The organism is Kibdelosporangium banguiense, assembly GCF_017876405.1.
Lineage (GTDB): Bacteria > Actinomycetota > Actinomycetes > Mycobacteriales > Pseudonocardiaceae > Kibdelosporangium > Kibdelosporangium banguiense.
The window spans coordinates 8,276,757-8,291,959 of record NZ_JAGINW010000001.1; the positions used below are offsets into that span (position 1 = coordinate 8,276,757).

Below are 15,203 nucleotides of genomic sequence, written 5' to 3' on the forward strand. Positions count from 1 at the left end.
GACTAGTCCACCCCTCGGTGTACTTCGAAGGTGCCGTCGGCCTTGCGGTAAACCCTTGAGCGCCAAGGTGTCTCGCGCGAGGTCTTGTTCCAGTACTCGACGACCTGCTGCCCGTCGACGGAAACCAGACGGGGCAAGGTCATCACGGCCGGGTCGCCGGACTTGTCGATGCCGAACTGGGTCAGGAACGGGGTGCCGGGATTGCCTTCGAGCTTGCCGACCGCGCCGGCGACCACCATCGGGTCGACGTCGCGTTCGCCGTAGCCGAGGGCGCGCAGGACCAGGGGAATGCTCTTGTCGAAGTCCGTGTGGAGCTCGCCGTCGAACACTCCCGTTATGTTGCTCCGGGGGTTGCCCATCTCGTAGGCGAAGAACACGATCATGCCGGGCACGTCCGGGCCGATCTCCAGCCGCAGCTTGTCCTTGTCCATCTTGAACTGCTTCTGCAGCGCCGAACGCAGGTGTGCCTCGTCAACCATTTTCCCTGACCCTCGTGGACTCCAGAGCGCGTACGCCCCACCGGCGAGAACCAGCACAGCGACCGCACCGGCGATGAACATGGTCCTCCTTCGTGGCGACAACTTAGGGGAAACCAGGTCCGGTGTTGGGCAGCGGCTGCGCCGGGCCGGGACCCGCCGCACCTTCGCCGCCGGTTGCGGCGTCCACGTTCACGTCGAACCAGGCCTTGGTCGCGGGGTCGACCGCGGCCAGCAGGACTCCCTTGGTGGGTGGCGTGTAGTACGCGTTGTACGCCTCGGCGATCCACTCACCCGGCGCGCGGAACTGGTACGACGAAACCTTCCGGGCCCGGTGCACCGGGTCGTAGCTCCACCACTGCCCGGCGTACGCCTCCTGATAGACCCGGCCACCGAGGTGGACCCCGCCGGTGTCCCCGGCGCCGTACCAGGGGTCACCAGGGGTCTTGTCCGCGAAACAGGTCTGCAGCGCCTGCACAGCATTGTCGTTGAGGACCGCGGTCTGATCGGCCGCGGCGAGCGAACTCCAGAACGGCAGCCCCTGCAGCCGGGTCTGGATGTTCTCGGGGTCCCGGTCGGAGATGACGTCCTGCAGCTCGGCGATCACCGCGGTCTTCTGCTCCGGTGGCAGTGCGGCGATCGCGCCGGCGCTGGCCGTGACGAGCGTCGTGGCCAGTCCGGCACCGGCCCCGTGGGCCTGCCAGTTGCCTCCCGCCGGGTTGCCGATGCAGTAGCTGCGCGACAGGCCCAGCCGGTTGTCGACCGCATGGCCGACCTCGTGCCGGATCACGCCGTCGAACAGGTTCTGGCCCTGCAGCGGTGCGGGCACGACACCCATGCCGCCGCCACCCGGGTTGCCGGGACCGGCCTGGGCGTTCAACGCCCGCAGATCCGCGTAGCCCACGGCGATCCGGCCGTCGCTGCCGTCGTAGTAGCCACCGGGCAGACCGGCGGACTTGTACCGGTCGATCCGTGTCAGCTCCGGATTGGACTCGACCGCACCGGCCGGCAGCGCCTGGAGCACGTTGTACATCCGGCGCAGGCTGGGCGCGTCCCACTCCTCGGCGACCTCCGAGCCGGACGTCTGGGTGCCGAACTCGATGCGGAACCGGACGTGCATCCACGCCTTGAGGGTCTCGATCTCGGTATCCGGCGTGGCGTCGAACATCGCCCGCAGCGCGGTGTGCTCGGCCTCGCCGACAGTGGCCGACCGGGCAAGGTTGCCGGCCAGCCGGGACCGGAAGCCACTGCCGAGTTTCTGCGCGAAGGTGACCTGCTGCGCGGGTTGCAACGCGACAAAGATATGGAACACGCTGGCAGCGTCGTCGTCAGTGATCGCCCAGTCGAACACGCCGTAGCTGAGAAGGTTCTGCACATAAGGCTGCACAGCCTCCGGGCCCATGGCGACAAGGACCTTCGTGAAGCCGGACGTTGCGCGTGCACTGGCCGGAAGGTTGTCCAGCAGCCGCGTCTTCGCCGTCTGCGACAGCCTGGCCAGGGCCGCAGCGAGCGCGGGAGCCGGTAGGGACGCCAGCTCGTTGAGGGACTCGGTGGCCTCCTCATCGGTGATCGCCCAGTCGAACGTCGAGTAGGACATCTTGTCCTCGACGTCGCTGACCACGTCCCGCTGGACCTTGACCGGTGCGCTGCTGGCCAGCAGGCCCGCCATCGCCTGGTTGCCGGCGCCCTGAAGCCCCGCGACCTGCATAGGCGGGACAACCGGACCGCGTGCCTGATCCTCGGCCTGCCGCTCGGCGCTCTGGTGACCGTCGCTGTTCATACCCCCGCCTTCCACAGGTGCCGAGCACGCTAGGGCACCTGTGGACACGCAACAATGCCCGTTGGTGCAGACACATGGACCGACTCGCGATCGACGTGCCCAGGAGATCGGTCGGTTCATGCAGGTGGAAATGGCTACCGAGTACTGTCTCAGGAGAACAGTTCGTCGACGGCGCGGCGCAGCAACTCGCGGACGACGGTCGCCGGTGCCGTCAGGACAGTTCCCGTACATCCCAGCCCCAGTCGCTGATCGTCTCGCGGCCCTCGTGGTCGGCCAGCACGATGTACTCCATGCCCAGCGGGTTGGGGTCGAAGGTGATCTCGCGGCGTGTGCTGAAGTCCAGGCGGACGGCGGTGATGTACTCCTGCACGTCGGGCTCGCCGGTGACAAGCTCCTCGCGCTTGGCCGGGGTGAGTCCGCGGTGCACCAGGGTGACCGCTGCCTCACAGCTCGTTGCGTGCGCCCTGGCCTGGAACTTTGCCAGAGCCGCGCCGGAGAGCAGGTGACAGGCCGCCGGGGCGTCGCCCACCCCGACGGCGTGGAAGAACTGGTACACCGTGGCGCCGCTGGCCCTGAGGCTGGCCGTGCAGGCGTGGAACATCAAGACTCCCAACGAGATGGTCACCGAGGTGATGACGATCCGGCCGAAGACCTGTCGCACTGTCATGGCTGGGCCGCCACCAGGATGATCACCTCGGACTCGTCGTGGGCCAGGTAACGCACCCGCACCACCGCCCCCGGCTGCGCCGCGGCGACCAACTCCGGTGAGAGAGCCTTCTCCTGCACGATGTCGAAGGCGCTGCCATCCGGCCTGGTCACCCGCATACCCAGGGACACCACTGCGCGGTCGTCGCGGATCTCGCCGGTGGGCGTCATGGACAGCACCACGGCCCGGGTTTCCAGGCCCTGCTGGGAGATCTGCAGCTGGCGGGGTGTGACCAGGCCCTTGGCCAGACGGATCTGGTCGAGCACCTGCTGGAGTTCGTCCGGGGCCGCGTCAGTGGCCAGCACGACCCGGCTGTCGCCGGGCAGGTAGCGCACCGGCAGCATGCGACCTGGCTGCACCATGGCCATCTGGGTAAGGTCGACCAGCTGCTTGGCCTCGGCGTGGAAGGTACGGCCGTCCTGGGTGTCCACGTTCAGGGTGATCAACAGCTGGGGCTGGTCGTTGACGGTCAGACCGGTGCGGGCCAACGAGACCACTGTGGCCATGCCGATCGGCGCGCCCCGGTAGTTGGCCGGGACCTTGCCGCCGGAGCCGGAGTTCTCCAGCAGCGTGGCGACCCGGAACAGCATGGGGGCGACCACCACGGCGCAGATCGGGCCGGCCATGAAGCCGTTGAGCCAGGGCACCGGGCCGTCGCCGGTGAGGCCCTCCCGGATGTAGAGATAGGTGACGAACAGGCCGACCAGGGTGATGAGCCAAGCGATGATCTTCATGACGTGGTCCTTTCCAGGCGGTGCCGGGCGGCGGAGTCGCTGTCGGCGTCCGTGGGAGAAGCCTCCAGCCGCGGCAGCGACTACCGATCACAACTTTGCGCACACCCCCGGGCTCCGCCCTGATCACCGACGGCTGAACACTGTCGGGACACAGGGGAATATCAAAGACGGGCAGATGATCTGAATCACGGGCGGACGGCCTGTCATGGCGCCGTCTGGTCAGGCTGACGAAGACGAACCCCTTGCGGAGGCCGCGATCGAGACCACTGCGGAGGAGTCCGGCGAAGCCGCCACAGACGAAGACCTCACACCGCAAGCTGCCACCGAGGTCGACGATCAGCACGGCGACAGTGCGGAGAACGTCGAGCCCGTCCCCGCCGAAGCCGAAGACACACCGGTCACCACCGAGACTGACGCGGATGACGTCGAAGAGACTGAGCCGGTCACGGCCGAGACTCGGCCCGCTGCGGGCTCTCGCGGGAACGTCACGGTGGGCGACGGGGTCGTCGTGAAGGTCGTGACCATCGTCGCCGGCAAGATCGAAGGTGTGCACAGCCTTGACGACGGGGGCATTTCGGTCGAGGTGGACGACGACGTCGCCACGATCAAGGTTTCGTTGGTGATCGAGTACGGACACGCGATCAAGGCGGTGGCGGAGCAGATTCGGATCGGCGTGATCGAGGCCGTCGAGCAGTTCCTCGGCCTCGATGTCGCGGCTGTGGACGTCCACGTCAGTGATATCCAGCCGCCGGCTGCTGCCTGACCGAGCCGACGTGGGCTCGGTCGGTCTTGGGTGCGAGGCGTGCCCAAGACCGAGTGCCCTGCTCCCCTCAGGAACCGGACACTGTCAGCTGTCGAAGCCGAGGCCGAGGGCGTCCATGGCCTTCAGCCATAGGTTGCGTTTGCCGCCGGTGCGGTCCGCGCGGGCCATCGAGCGACGGGTCAGTTCGACGCCGAGCCAGCGGACCGGTTCCGGTGGGAACGGAATCGGCTTGGTGCGCACCATTTTCAGCCGAGTGCGGTCGGTGCGCTTGCCGTCGAGGTGGTCGAGCATGACCTGGGCGGCGAAGCGCGTGGCGGCGACGCCGAGGCCGGTGAATCCGAGTGCATAGGCGACTTTGCCGCCTGCTGCTGTGCCGTAGAAGGCGGTGAAACGGGAGCAGGTGTCGATCACACCGCCCCAGGTGTGCGTGAAGCGGATTCCTTCCAGCTGCGGGAATGTGCGGAAGAAGTTGGCGGCCAGCACCCGGAATGTGTGGGGTCGTTGGTCGAGTTCGGCGGACAGCTTGGCGCCGTAGTGGTAAATGGCGTCGTAGCCGCCCCAGAGGATCCGGTTGTCGGCGGTGAGGCGATAGTAGTGGAACTGGTTGGCTGAGTCGGAAATACCGTGTCGGTTCTGCCAGCCGATGGAGTCGAGTTGTCGTGCGGTCAGCGGTTCGGTGACCATGGCGTAGTCGTAGACCGGGATGACGAACGGACGTACATGCCGAATCAGTGAGGGAAACGCGTTGGTGGCCAACGCTACATGCCTGGCAATGACTCGGCCGTATCCGGTTGTGACGACCACACTCGCGCCTGCGGCGCGCAGGTCCGTCGCCTGCGTGCGTTCGTATATCCGGACGCCGGCGCGGGTGCAGGCGTCGCGTAGACCCCAAGCCAGTTTGGCCGGATTCACCAACGCGACGCCGTGAGAATTTCGCAGACCGGCCAGATAGGTCGGTGACGCCACCTGGGCCTGGACTTCGGCGGTGCCAAGAAAGTCGTATTTGGTACCGAAGTCCTGGGCGATGTCGGCCAGTTCGCGAAGTTCGGCGACGCTGTGCGGGCGGGTGGCGACACTGATCGAGCCGGTGCGTTCCCACTCGCAGTCGATGCCGTAGCGGGTGACGGTGTCCCCGATCTCGTCGAGGTTTGCCATGCCCATCCGCTCGAGCTCGAGCAGTTCGTGCGGCCACCTTGTCAGACCGTTGCGAAAGCCGTGGGTGAGGCTGGCGCTGCAGAACCCGCCGTTGCGTCCGGAAGCCGCCCAGCCGATCTCGCGGGCCTCGATGAGGAACACGTCACGGCTGGGATCGCGTTCCTTGGCCAGCAACGCGGTCCACAGCCCGCAATAACCGCCCCCGACGACGAGCAGGTCGCAGTGTTGTTCGCCGGCAAGTGCGGGGGAAGGTGTCGGCCGGGCGGAGTCGTCGAGCCAGAACGGTGTGGGTTCGGCGTCGATGAGGGAGCGTACTTGTTCGGTGGGGGACGAGGTGTACATGCGAATCACGCGCCCCTCCGGCGTTTCTCCTTCGTCCCGCTGGGCAGGACGAAGGTCCACCAGTCGGCGACCATCGCGGGCCGGTCGTGGCCTTCCTTGGTGAACGTGCAGCGGCGCAGCACTTTGAATCCGAGGTCCTTCGGTACGACCTCGAGGGTCTCGAATGTCGGCAGGATCCGGTCTCCGAGGTGGACCTGGGAGGTGAACCGGACCCGGTCGAGCCCGTAGTTGAGGCCCCACATCGTGTCTGCATCGGACATCCCGGCCATCCTTGACACCGCGTCCACCATGGACAGCAGCAGGAAGCCTTCGACCAGGTTCTCAGGAAACTCGGGTGGGTCCTCGGGATACGCCTTGTCCAGCCACGTCGCCCGGTGGAACAGATCGCTTTCCTCGTTGCCCAGTGCGAAGGGCTTTCCCTGCACAACCATGCCGACGGTGCTGGGAAGATCGTCGAACTTGACGGGTTTCACGCCGTGATCGGCCTGACGATCCCACGCGGTGCTGGTGAGGTGCACGCCGCCGACCTTCAATTGGCTCTTCGGAATGCGCTGTGAGGGTGTCCTCGGGAAAGGCTCGGTGCGATGCTCGATGTAGCGGGGCACCTTCTGCCGTGCCAGCTGGTCCGCGCAGAACTCCGCGAGACCTGCCGGGTCGAACTTGGCGCCGGGTACCAGTTCGACGTACGCCTTGACCTCCTCGCCCATCATCTCGTCGGCCACCGGCACGACGGCGGCGTCCAGCACGTCCGGGTGCAGCCGTAACACGGCCTCGACTTCGGCAGGCGCGATGTTGACACCGCTGCGGCGGATCAGTTCCTTGCGCCGGCCCCCGAAGTAGTAGACGCCCCGCTCGTCCCGGCGCATCAGGTCACCGCTGCGCAGCCACCCGTCGTGCAGGACCTCCTCGGTGGCCGCGGGGTTGTTGAGGTAGCCGGTGAAGACCACCTCGCCGGCCATTTCCAGTTCCCCGAAGCCGGGGCCGGTGATGACCGAACCGTCCTCAGTGACCAGTCGTGCCTGGACGTCCGGGTACGGGACCCCGAGTGCGCCGGTGCCGACGAATTCCGGTCCGAACGCTTCGGGCATCGCGATGGCAGGGCCGGACTCCGAGGAGCCGTACACCTCACGCCACGGAAACCCGAAACGGCGTTCCAGTTCGGCGTGCCTGTCCCGGGGGATCGCCAGAGCAAGCGCAAGGCGAATGCCGTGGTCCCGGTCGGCGGTGCTTTCGGGCCGGCTGAGCAGCATGTCGGGGATCGATCCGATGGTCAGGATCTCGGTCGCGCGGGTCCGGCGGGCGACGTCCCAGAACCGGGAGGCACTGAATCGCCGCATCATCACGATCGTGGTGCCGGTGTGGATGGCGGTGTACAGCGCGACCAGCGGATCGCCGTAGTGGAACTGGAGGGGAATGAGCAGCCTCCGGCTGTCGTCGCCGTCGACGATCCGGCTGCGGACGAAGACGTCGACGTATCGGAGGATGTCGGCATGGTGACCGCCAAGTGCCTTGGGCAGGCCGGTGGTTCCCGACGTGTAGCCGATGTCCACCAGATCGTCCACATCGGCCTGCACGGTCGTCAGATCCAGCGGTGGTTCACCGCCGAGCACCCCGGCGAAGCCGTGCGGCTCGTCGCCCTCAACCGGAATGACAGCGTTGAGCAGTTCCTGGAAGACCGCGGTCGATGTCTCGTCAGTGATGGCGAGTACACATTTGGAGTCCTCGACGACGTATGCGGCCTCGTGCGAGCCGATCTCGGGCGACAGCATGACGACGATCGCCCGGTTGGCCACGATGGCGAGGAAGGCGATGACGAACTCGGCACGGTTTCCCACCGCCAGGGCCACGCGGTCGCCAGGGCCGATCCGGGTGGCCAGGTGACCGGCGAACTTCTCCGTCTCTGCTCGCAGTTGGCCGGACGTGATGCTGTACCCGTCGTCGAAGACGAGGGGAGTGCGGTCGCCGAACTTCTCGAATCCCCGGCACAGCACCTGAAGCAACGGCTCGCGAGGGCAGCCGGTCCACGGGCCTGGGAAATCCGCCGGCCAGGTGACGGGCAAGGGGTTGTGTGGCGCGCTCGCCATGAGCAGCGACCTCCTGTTTCAGTGTGCGGGCTTGGCAGGCGTCCAGCCAGGGCGCGGGACGCTGTCGCGCAGGAGCTTCGTGTACTCGTGCTGTGGTTCGGTAAGAACGTCCTTTGTGGATCCCCGCTCCACGATCCCGCCGTGCCGCATCACGATCACGTCATCGGTGATCTGCTGGATGACGGCGAGGTCATGCGATACGAACAAGTACGTGATACCGAGTTCCTCGCGAATATCGGCAAGCCGGTTGAGGACTTGGGCCTGAACGGAAACGTCCAGTGCGGACACGGCTTCGTCAAGCACCAGAACTTGCGGGCTGGCGGCCAACGCCCGAGCGATCGCGAGCCGCTGGCGTTGACCTCCGGACAGTGCCGCCGGCCGCGACGCCAAGGTGGCTTTCGAGAGGCCTACCTGGTCGCCGAGTTCGTGGATGCGGTGATCTCGTTGCGTCGCGGTGAGATCCGAGTGCAGTCGCAGGACCTCTGCCAGGCAGTCCGCTCCGGTCTGGCGCCGGTCGAGGGATGTGTACGGATCCTGGAAGACGATCTGGATCTGGCGTGCTCGTTCCCGCTGGGCCGCCAGCGATCGCGCCGGTTTCGACCGGTCCTGGTCGCAGATGGTGATCGACCCGGAAGTCGGGCGCTCAAGACCGACCAGCATCCGGGACAGGGTCGTCTTGCCCGAGCCGGACTCGCCGACGATGCCGAGCGCGCCCCCGGCCTGCACCGAGAACGACACCGAGGAGACCGCGACGAGACCTTGTGCCTTGCGCCCACGCCGGCCGAAGACCTTTGTCAGGTCCCGTACGACGACGATGTCGTTCATCGTCTGCCCTCACTCAGGCCCGCGACCACGACCGGATCCCCGGCCCGGCGGCATCGAACCTGTCCGTTGTGGATATCGCGCAGCGCGATCGGCTCACTGCGGCACTCGGATTCGGCGAACGAACAGCGATCGGCGAAGGCGCAGCCGCTGCCCGCCTCGAACGCGGCGATGGGCCGCCCCGGGATGGCGGGGAGCCTGGGCACGAAGTGACCAAGCTCGGGACGTGCGGCGAACAACGCGGCCGAATACGGATGGTTCGCCCGCGCCTCGAATTCGGCGGCCGCGCGTGTTTCGACGATCCTGCCGGCGTACATGACGTAGATCCGGTCGCACATGGCGGTCGCCAGTTCCAGGTCGTGGGTGATGAAGAGCATTCCGAGACCGTGACCGCGACGCAGTTCGTCGAGGATGCCGACGACTTCGGCCTGGGTGGTGACATCGAGTGCGGTCGTCGGCTCGTCGGCGAGGATCACGCGGGCGTCGGAAAGCAGGGCCGCACAGATCATGACCCGCTGCAGCATCCCGCCGGACAGTTCGTGTGGATACTGGCGTAACCGGCGTACGGGCTCGGAGATTCGGACTTCGTCCAGGGCCCGGGTGGCGCGGGCGGTTGCCTCGCGGGAAGGAAGTCGCCGGTGCCGCCGTAGCGACTCGGTGAGGAAGTCGCCGATCGTGCGCACCGGGTTGATGGCGGCCCGCGGGTCCTGGAAGATCATCGACACGTCGCGGTGCCGGAACGCCCGTAGGTCGCGCTCGCTCATGTCGAGTACCGACCGGCCGTCGAAGGTGATCGAGCCGGTGACCTTTGCCGACGACGGGAGTAGTCGCATGGCCGAGCGGGCCGTCATCGACTTGCCCGAACCGGATTCCCCCACCAGGCCCACGGCCTCGCCCGCGTGGACGGACAGGGACACGGACTCCAGGATCCGGCGTGGTCCGTCCGGCCGGTGGACTGTCAGATCGAGATCGGTGATCTCCAGCAGCGCGCTCATCCGACCGCCTCCCCTTTCTGGACAAGCCGCTCGCCCAGCAGGTTGAGCGCGACCACAGTCACCACGATGAACGCGCCCGCGGAGAGCGCCTGCCATGGCGCTGCTTGCTGGATGCCGAGTTGGCCCTGCGCGACCATCGATCCCCAGTCGGCGTCCGGCGGCTGCGTTCCCAGGCCCAGGAACGAGATCGCGGCCAGGTCGACCATCGAGTAGCTGAACGTCAGAGTGGCGATCGCCACGATCGTGGTGGCCACGTTGGGCAGGATGTGGCGCACGCAGATCAGCAAACCTCCCAGGCCTTGTACCCGAAGGGCTTCGACGTACGGCAGGGCACGCTCGCCGACGATGGCGCTGCGGATCATTCTGGTGCAGTAAGGCAGGTACGCGATCGAAATCGCGATCGCGGGCGGCAGCAACCCGGGACCGAACAGCGCCGAAGCCAGAACCGCGAGCAGCAGGCCCGGGAAGGCGAAGTTCACGTCGGTGATCACGCCGATGAGGCTGTCGACCTTGCCGCCGAACCACGCGGCGACGAGCGCCACGACCGTACCGAGGGCGACTGCGACCAGCATGACGATGAGTGGCCCCAGGAGACTTGCCTGGGCTCCGTCCACGACGCGCGAGAGGACGTCCCGGCCGACCTCGTCCGTACCCAGCAGATGTGCACCCGACGGCGGACTGTACGTGGCCATCAGGTCGGTTTCCGTCGGCGAGTACGGCGTCAGCCACGGACCGGTCACAGCGATCAGGACGATCAGGACGAGCACGCCCGTCGCCGCGATGGCGGTCCGGTTGGACACATGTCGTTCTCTGTGCCGTCGTCCGGCGAGCAGCAGGCTCACAGCAGCGCTCCTCGTCGAATCCGGGGATCCAGCACGGGATACAGCAGATCCACCACCGTGTTGACCACGACGAAACTGGCCACCAGGACCAGCGAAACGCCCTGAACCACGGGAAAGTCCTTGTTGTTGACCGACTCGATCAGCAGCGAACCCACTCCGTCGAGCGAGAAGACGTTCTCGACCACCACCGAGGAGGCGATGAGACCGGCGATGGTCAGCCCGACGCTCGTGGTGATGGGAACGAGCGCGTTGCGAAGAACGTGGGAGACCAGCACTTCGCGAGGACGCATACCTCGGCTGACTGCTGTGGTGACGTGCTCACGTGACTTTTCGGCGATGACCGCTGTCCGGGTCACCCGTCCCACATAGCCGACCGCGGCGACGGCCAGCGCTACCGCCGGAAGAGTCAGATGCCAGACCCGGTCGAGGAATCCGGTTCCCGCACCGAAACTCGGGAACAGCCCGAGACCGACAGCGAACACGGCGAGCAGGACCGCCGAGGCGACGAAACCCGGAATCGCCGCCAGGGCACTGAAACCGGCCACGATGGCACCGTCGACGCGCCCGCCCCGGACCGCGGCGAGAACTCCCAGGCCCACGCCGGCCAGCACGATGATCAGGCCGGCGTAGAGCACGAGCGACACGGTGACCATCAATCGCGGCCCGATCATGTCGATCACCGGCTGCCTCGCGACGTAGGAGGTACCCAGGTCGCCCAGCAAGGCGTTGCCCAGCCAGGAAAGGAACCTGTCCAGGAACGGATCGTTCAGGTGGTACAGGCGGATGAGCTCGTCCTGCGCCTCCGGGGTGAGCAGGCGGCCGCGGGTGATGGCTGCGAGCGGCCCGCCCGGTGCGACGTACAGCGAGGCGAAGACCACACCGCTGCAGATGAACATCTTCGCGACCAGGCGGACCAGCCGGGCCAGCAGGAACCGGCTCACTTGCTGCCCACCGTCGCCGCCCACGGGTAGTACCACTGGACAAGCGACTCGACGGGCACGCCAGTGATCCGGTTGTTCAGGAACACGCGGGAGTAGACCGCGTAGATCGGGAAGCTGTAGACGTTGTCCGCGAAGGCCGTGATTGCTTGTGCGGTGAGGTCGGCGCGCTTGACCGGGTCCGCCGTCGTGGCCGCGAGTGCCAGTGGCTCGGCGAAGGCAGGGGTGTCGATCTTCGCGTAGTTGTACGGCGAACCGGGCCGCACCTGGATGACCAGTTCCAGCGGGTCGGGCACGTCGGCCGTCACGTTGTTGATCATGCCGTCGAGCCCCGCCCGCGCCTTCTCGTCGAAGAAGAGGTTGACGAAGGTGTTCTGCGGCATCTTCTTGATCTCGACCTTCAGGCCGATCTGCACGGCCGATGCCTGGACGGACGTGGCCGCGTTCACCAGTTCGGGGAAGTCGGCGCTGACGGCAAGCACGATGGGCTGTGCCGGCGTACCGGCCTCCGTGACGAGCTTCTTGGCCTGTTCCAAGTCCTGTTTGGCCGGAGCGAGTTTCGCGAACTCACGTTCGTAGACGGCTCGTACGTCGCCTTTGCCCCACACCGACTCGGGAGTGGTCGTCGTCGCGGGCCGGCCGGCGTCGCCGAGAACACCACGCACGATGCCGTCGTAGTCGATCGCCGTCCGCAATGCCTTGCGGATACGCGGGTCCTTCAGTGCGCCGTCGAGTGTGGCGATCTGGATGACGGCAACCTCGGTGCCCTCGTTGACATAGACTTTTCCGGTCTTCGACGACTGCAGGCTCTTCAGGCTCGAAATCGAGACGCTCCACGCGCCGTCGAGCTCACCGGTCTGCAGGGCGCTGGTCATCGCGGTCGAGTCGGGGACGAACGAGAACTGGAAGGACTTCGCCTTCGGCTTCAGCTGGGTGTCCCAGTAGTCCTGATTACGTTTGAGGACAAGCGATCGCCCCTGCTCCCACTGGTCGAGGGAGAACGGCCCGGTGCACATGACGCCACCGCCGGGTGTGCCGTAGGCCTTCCCCTTCGCCTCGATGTACTCCTGCTCACCCACATACCCGGCCGGCGTACCCATCACCGAGTCGAAGAGGCTGTCGGGACTCTTGAACCGAACCGTGACCTCAGTGGGTGAAGTGGCCTCAATGGACTGCACGTTCTCGTACCAGAGACCCCAGTAGGAAGCGGGCGACGCGGTGACGTTGCGGTTCAGGCTGAACGCGACATCCTTGGCGGTCATGGGTTTTCCGTCGGTGAACTTCACTCCCTGGCGAATCGTGTACACCAGTGTGGTCGGGTCGGGAGTCCTGACGCCCGTGGCGAGCGCCCAGCCCAGCGAACCGTCCGGGTTCTGCCTGCGCAGTCCTTCGCAGAGGTTCGACGCGAGCTGGTTGCCTGCGCCGTAGTCCCAGTCGTAGATCCAGTCCAGTGATTCGGGCTCGCTCTCGGCGATACCCCACTTCACGGTGTCGACCTCGCCGGTCGCGGGCGGTGTCGTGGACGTCAGTTCGTACCTGCTCGCCTCGGCGCCCTGGGGCTTGGGGCCGGCCGAACAACCGGCCGCGAGCAGGGACACGGCGAGTGTCCCGGCGGCAACCAGGTCGCGTGTTCTCATGGGTGATCGACTCCTTAGCCCCCTGCTGGTGAAAGAGATCCCCGCGGGTCACGCTGGGCGGTCGTAGTGTGACATGTGTTGTACTACAATCTCAACATAAAGTTTTGCCAGGTCGGCCGCAAGCGTCCTGGTGAACTCGCCTCAGGACTCGGCGATGGTGATGACGGGCAGAGTGAGCTGTGCGCCGCGCGGCCCGCCGATCTCGATGCCCTGCCGGCTGGGAATCCTGGTGGTCGCCAGCCAAGGGCTCTCGTCGGTTCCCGGGTGGATGGCGAAGTGCGGGAAATCGCTGGACTGGATCTGCAGTTGAAGACGGTGGCCCTGCTGGACTCGGTAGGCGTTGTCGTCCATGGCCAGGTGCAGGTCGGTGCCTGTCGACTCGGACATGACCACACGGCCCCAGGAGATAGGCCGGGTCGTCCCGTCCGGGCAGACGTCCTGGAGCTTGGCGAACACATGTGTGGACGGCGAGGAGAACGAAATCTGCCCGGTGAGGACCGGTTGACCGGCGAAATCGAGGTTCTCCGCCAGCGGCTCGGTCCGGAACGTCAGCACGTCGGACCGCTCCGCCAGGGCCCGCTCGTCGGGGTAGGCGGCGAGAATGAACCAGACGGCCTCGATATGGGTTGTGGACGGCACAGGATCTTTTGGATCATGCGTCCACTCGACCGTGGTGGCACTGTCTTTGGTCTCAAGGCTCAGGCCGTGGATGTGCTCGCCGGTCGTGGCGAGATGGAAGGTGAGTGGCCGGCTCGGTGGTGGATAGTCTGCCGAGGACTGCCAGCCGACGTGGCCGACGTGCCAGCGGGCGCGGGGGCGTGCTTGCCCGAGAGGCACACCGTTGAGGTGTTCGTCGAAGAAGTCCGCCATCTCGCCGCATTCTGTCTCGATCTTCTCGGCGAGTGCCTGTTCGCTGACATAGGGATTGCGTTTGTCGCCTGCGCCGACGTCCTCGAGTTTGTATCCTGAGTGGTCGGCTGACCCGACTCGCAGGTAGTGCAGGTTGCGCTGGGAGGGCTGGGAACGGAAGTACCGCCAGTCCCGGAAGCCGGACGGGGCGAGGCCGGGGTCGTACCAGTTCTGCCAGTGCAGGATCGGTATGTTCGTTGTGTGGTATGGATGTCTTGCGCCGTAAGGGTTGTACCAGTCCTGGCGGGACGCCATGTCGAGCAGCCTGGTGGCGCCGGCGCACTCGCCGACCTGTTCGTGCCACTGCGCGATGATGTTCGCGACTCGGTCGGATGCCCAGTCGATCTCGGCGAGATACCCCTCGTTGTTGGTCCAGATCTGCAGCAGGTCGTTGAGGGCCAGAAAAGGAGGGACCTCGTGGCGCCATCGGGACGCCACGTGCGTTCCGCCCATCTCGATTCCGGTGACCTGGGGGATCGCCGCCTTGATCGCCGGATGGCCGCTCGCGACCGCCGCCCAGGTCGTGAATCCGTAGTATGACGCGCCGGAAACGCCGATGCGGCCGTTCGACCAGGGCTGCCGGGCGATCCACTCGGCTGTGTCGTAGGCGTCCGCGACGTCGAACTCGTACGGCACGGTTTCGCCTGACGACCGGAACTTACCGCGAACGTCCTGGGCGACGAAGGCGAAACCGCGCTGCCGGAAGTACTCCGCTTCGTGCTTCAGGGCTGTGTAACGACTGGACTTGTCGTAGGGAGTGCGGACCAGGATCGCGGAGTGCGTCGTGGCGTTGCCGGGAAGGTAGACGTCCGTCGCGAGTTCGGCTCCGTCCCGCGTCGCGACCATGTATTCGGTCGCATGTCGCGAGGCTGTCTCCGACGTCATGGTCTCGATGATCTCGAAGCTCACCAGCACCTCCACGTTGTCGTGGGGCATTTGTACAACACTCGTTGTACAAAGGGAAGGTGTTTCGGCTAAGGTGTTGCCAGGGATGTGACCATCCGTCGACTATGGAGGTGC

The 15,203-nt window shown here is 66.3% G+C and carries 13 protein-coding genes; 1 reads left to right on the forward strand and 12 read right to left on the reverse strand.

What is annotated here, in order from left to right; translation table 11 throughout:
• Positions 1–2 precede the first annotated feature (2 nt).
• From JOF56_RS37575 to JOF56_RS37590, 4 genes are all read right to left on the reverse strand, one after another.
• Positions 3–560 (reverse strand): hypothetical protein, encoded by a 558-nt coding sequence (locus tag JOF56_RS37575; protein ID WP_209644175.1) that lies wholly within the window; start codon positions 558–560, stop codon positions 3–5.
• Positions 561–582: 22 nt separating this feature from the next.
• The gene (locus JOF56_RS37580; RefSeq protein ID WP_209644176.1) at positions 583–2,256 is read right to left on the reverse strand and encodes a hypothetical protein; all 1,674 of its coding nucleotides are present in this window, start codon (positions 2,254–2,256) and stop codon (positions 583–585) included.
• Between the two features lie 211 nt (positions 2,257–2,467).
• Positions 2,468–2,923, reverse strand: a complete 456-nt coding sequence (locus JOF56_RS37585; RefSeq protein WP_209644177.1) for a hypothetical protein — start codon at positions 2,921–2,923, stop codon at positions 2,468–2,470.
• Positions 2,920–3,696, reverse strand: coding sequence for a hypothetical protein (locus tag JOF56_RS37590; protein ID WP_209644178.1), 777 nt, complete (start codon positions 3,694–3,696; stop codon positions 2,920–2,922). Before JOF56_RS37590 ends, JOF56_RS37585 begins: the two co-directional genes overlap by 4 nt.
• Before the next feature lie 205 nt (positions 3,697–3,901).
• On the opposite strand from JOF56_RS37590, the gene JOF56_RS37595 reads away from it, so the two are divergent.
• The gene (locus JOF56_RS37595; protein ID WP_209644179.1) at positions 3,902–4,459 is read left to right on the forward strand and encodes an Asp23/Gls24 family envelope stress response protein; all 558 of its coding nucleotides are present in this window, start codon (positions 3,902–3,904) and stop codon (positions 4,457–4,459) included.
• Positions 4,460–4,543: 84 nt separating this feature from the next.
• Here the strand turns inward: JOF56_RS37595 and JOF56_RS37600 are convergent, their stop codons facing one another.
• From JOF56_RS37600 to JOF56_RS37635, 8 genes are all read right to left on the reverse strand, one after another.
• Positions 4,544–5,956, reverse strand: a complete 1,413-nt coding sequence (locus tag JOF56_RS37600; protein WP_209648709.1) for an NAD(P)/FAD-dependent oxidoreductase — start codon at positions 5,954–5,956, stop codon at positions 4,544–4,546.
• Between the two features lie 5 nt (positions 5,957–5,961).
• Positions 5,962–8,040: an AMP-binding protein gene (locus JOF56_RS37605; RefSeq protein WP_209644180.1), complete on the reverse strand. Its 2,079-nt coding sequence runs from the start codon at positions 8,038–8,040 to the stop codon at positions 5,962–5,964.
• A gap of 18 nt (positions 8,041–8,058) precedes the next feature.
• Positions 8,059–8,865 carry an ABC transporter ATP-binding protein gene (locus JOF56_RS37610; RefSeq protein WP_209644181.1) on the reverse strand — a complete coding sequence of 269 codons (807 nt, stop codon included), beginning with the start codon at positions 8,863–8,865 and terminating at the stop codon, positions 8,059–8,061.
• Positions 8,862–9,857 (reverse strand): ABC transporter ATP-binding protein, encoded by a 996-nt coding sequence (locus tag JOF56_RS37615; protein ID WP_209644182.1) that lies wholly within the window; start codon positions 9,855–9,857, stop codon positions 8,862–8,864. The genes JOF56_RS37610 and JOF56_RS37615 overlap by 4 nt, the downstream gene beginning before the upstream one ends.
• A complete protein-coding gene (locus JOF56_RS37620) occupies positions 9,854–10,699 on the reverse strand; it encodes an ABC transporter permease (RefSeq protein WP_209644183.1) in 846 nt (281 codons plus the stop codon). The genes JOF56_RS37615 and JOF56_RS37620 overlap by 4 nt, the downstream gene beginning before the upstream one ends.
• Positions 10,696–11,640, reverse strand: coding sequence for an ABC transporter permease (locus tag JOF56_RS37625; protein ID WP_209644184.1), 945 nt, complete (start codon positions 11,638–11,640; stop codon positions 10,696–10,698). The genes JOF56_RS37620 and JOF56_RS37625 overlap by 4 nt, the downstream gene beginning before the upstream one ends.
• Entirely contained in the window at positions 11,637–13,274 is a 1,638-nt protein-coding gene (locus JOF56_RS37630) for an ABC transporter substrate-binding protein (RefSeq protein ID WP_209644185.1), read from the reverse strand. Before JOF56_RS37630 ends, JOF56_RS37625 begins: the two co-directional genes overlap by 4 nt.
• 141 nt (positions 13,275–13,415) lie before the next feature.
• Entirely contained in the window at positions 13,416–15,119 is a 1,704-nt protein-coding gene (locus JOF56_RS37635) for a CocE/NonD family hydrolase (protein WP_209644186.1), read from the reverse strand.
• Positions 15,120–15,203: the final 84 nt, after the last annotated feature.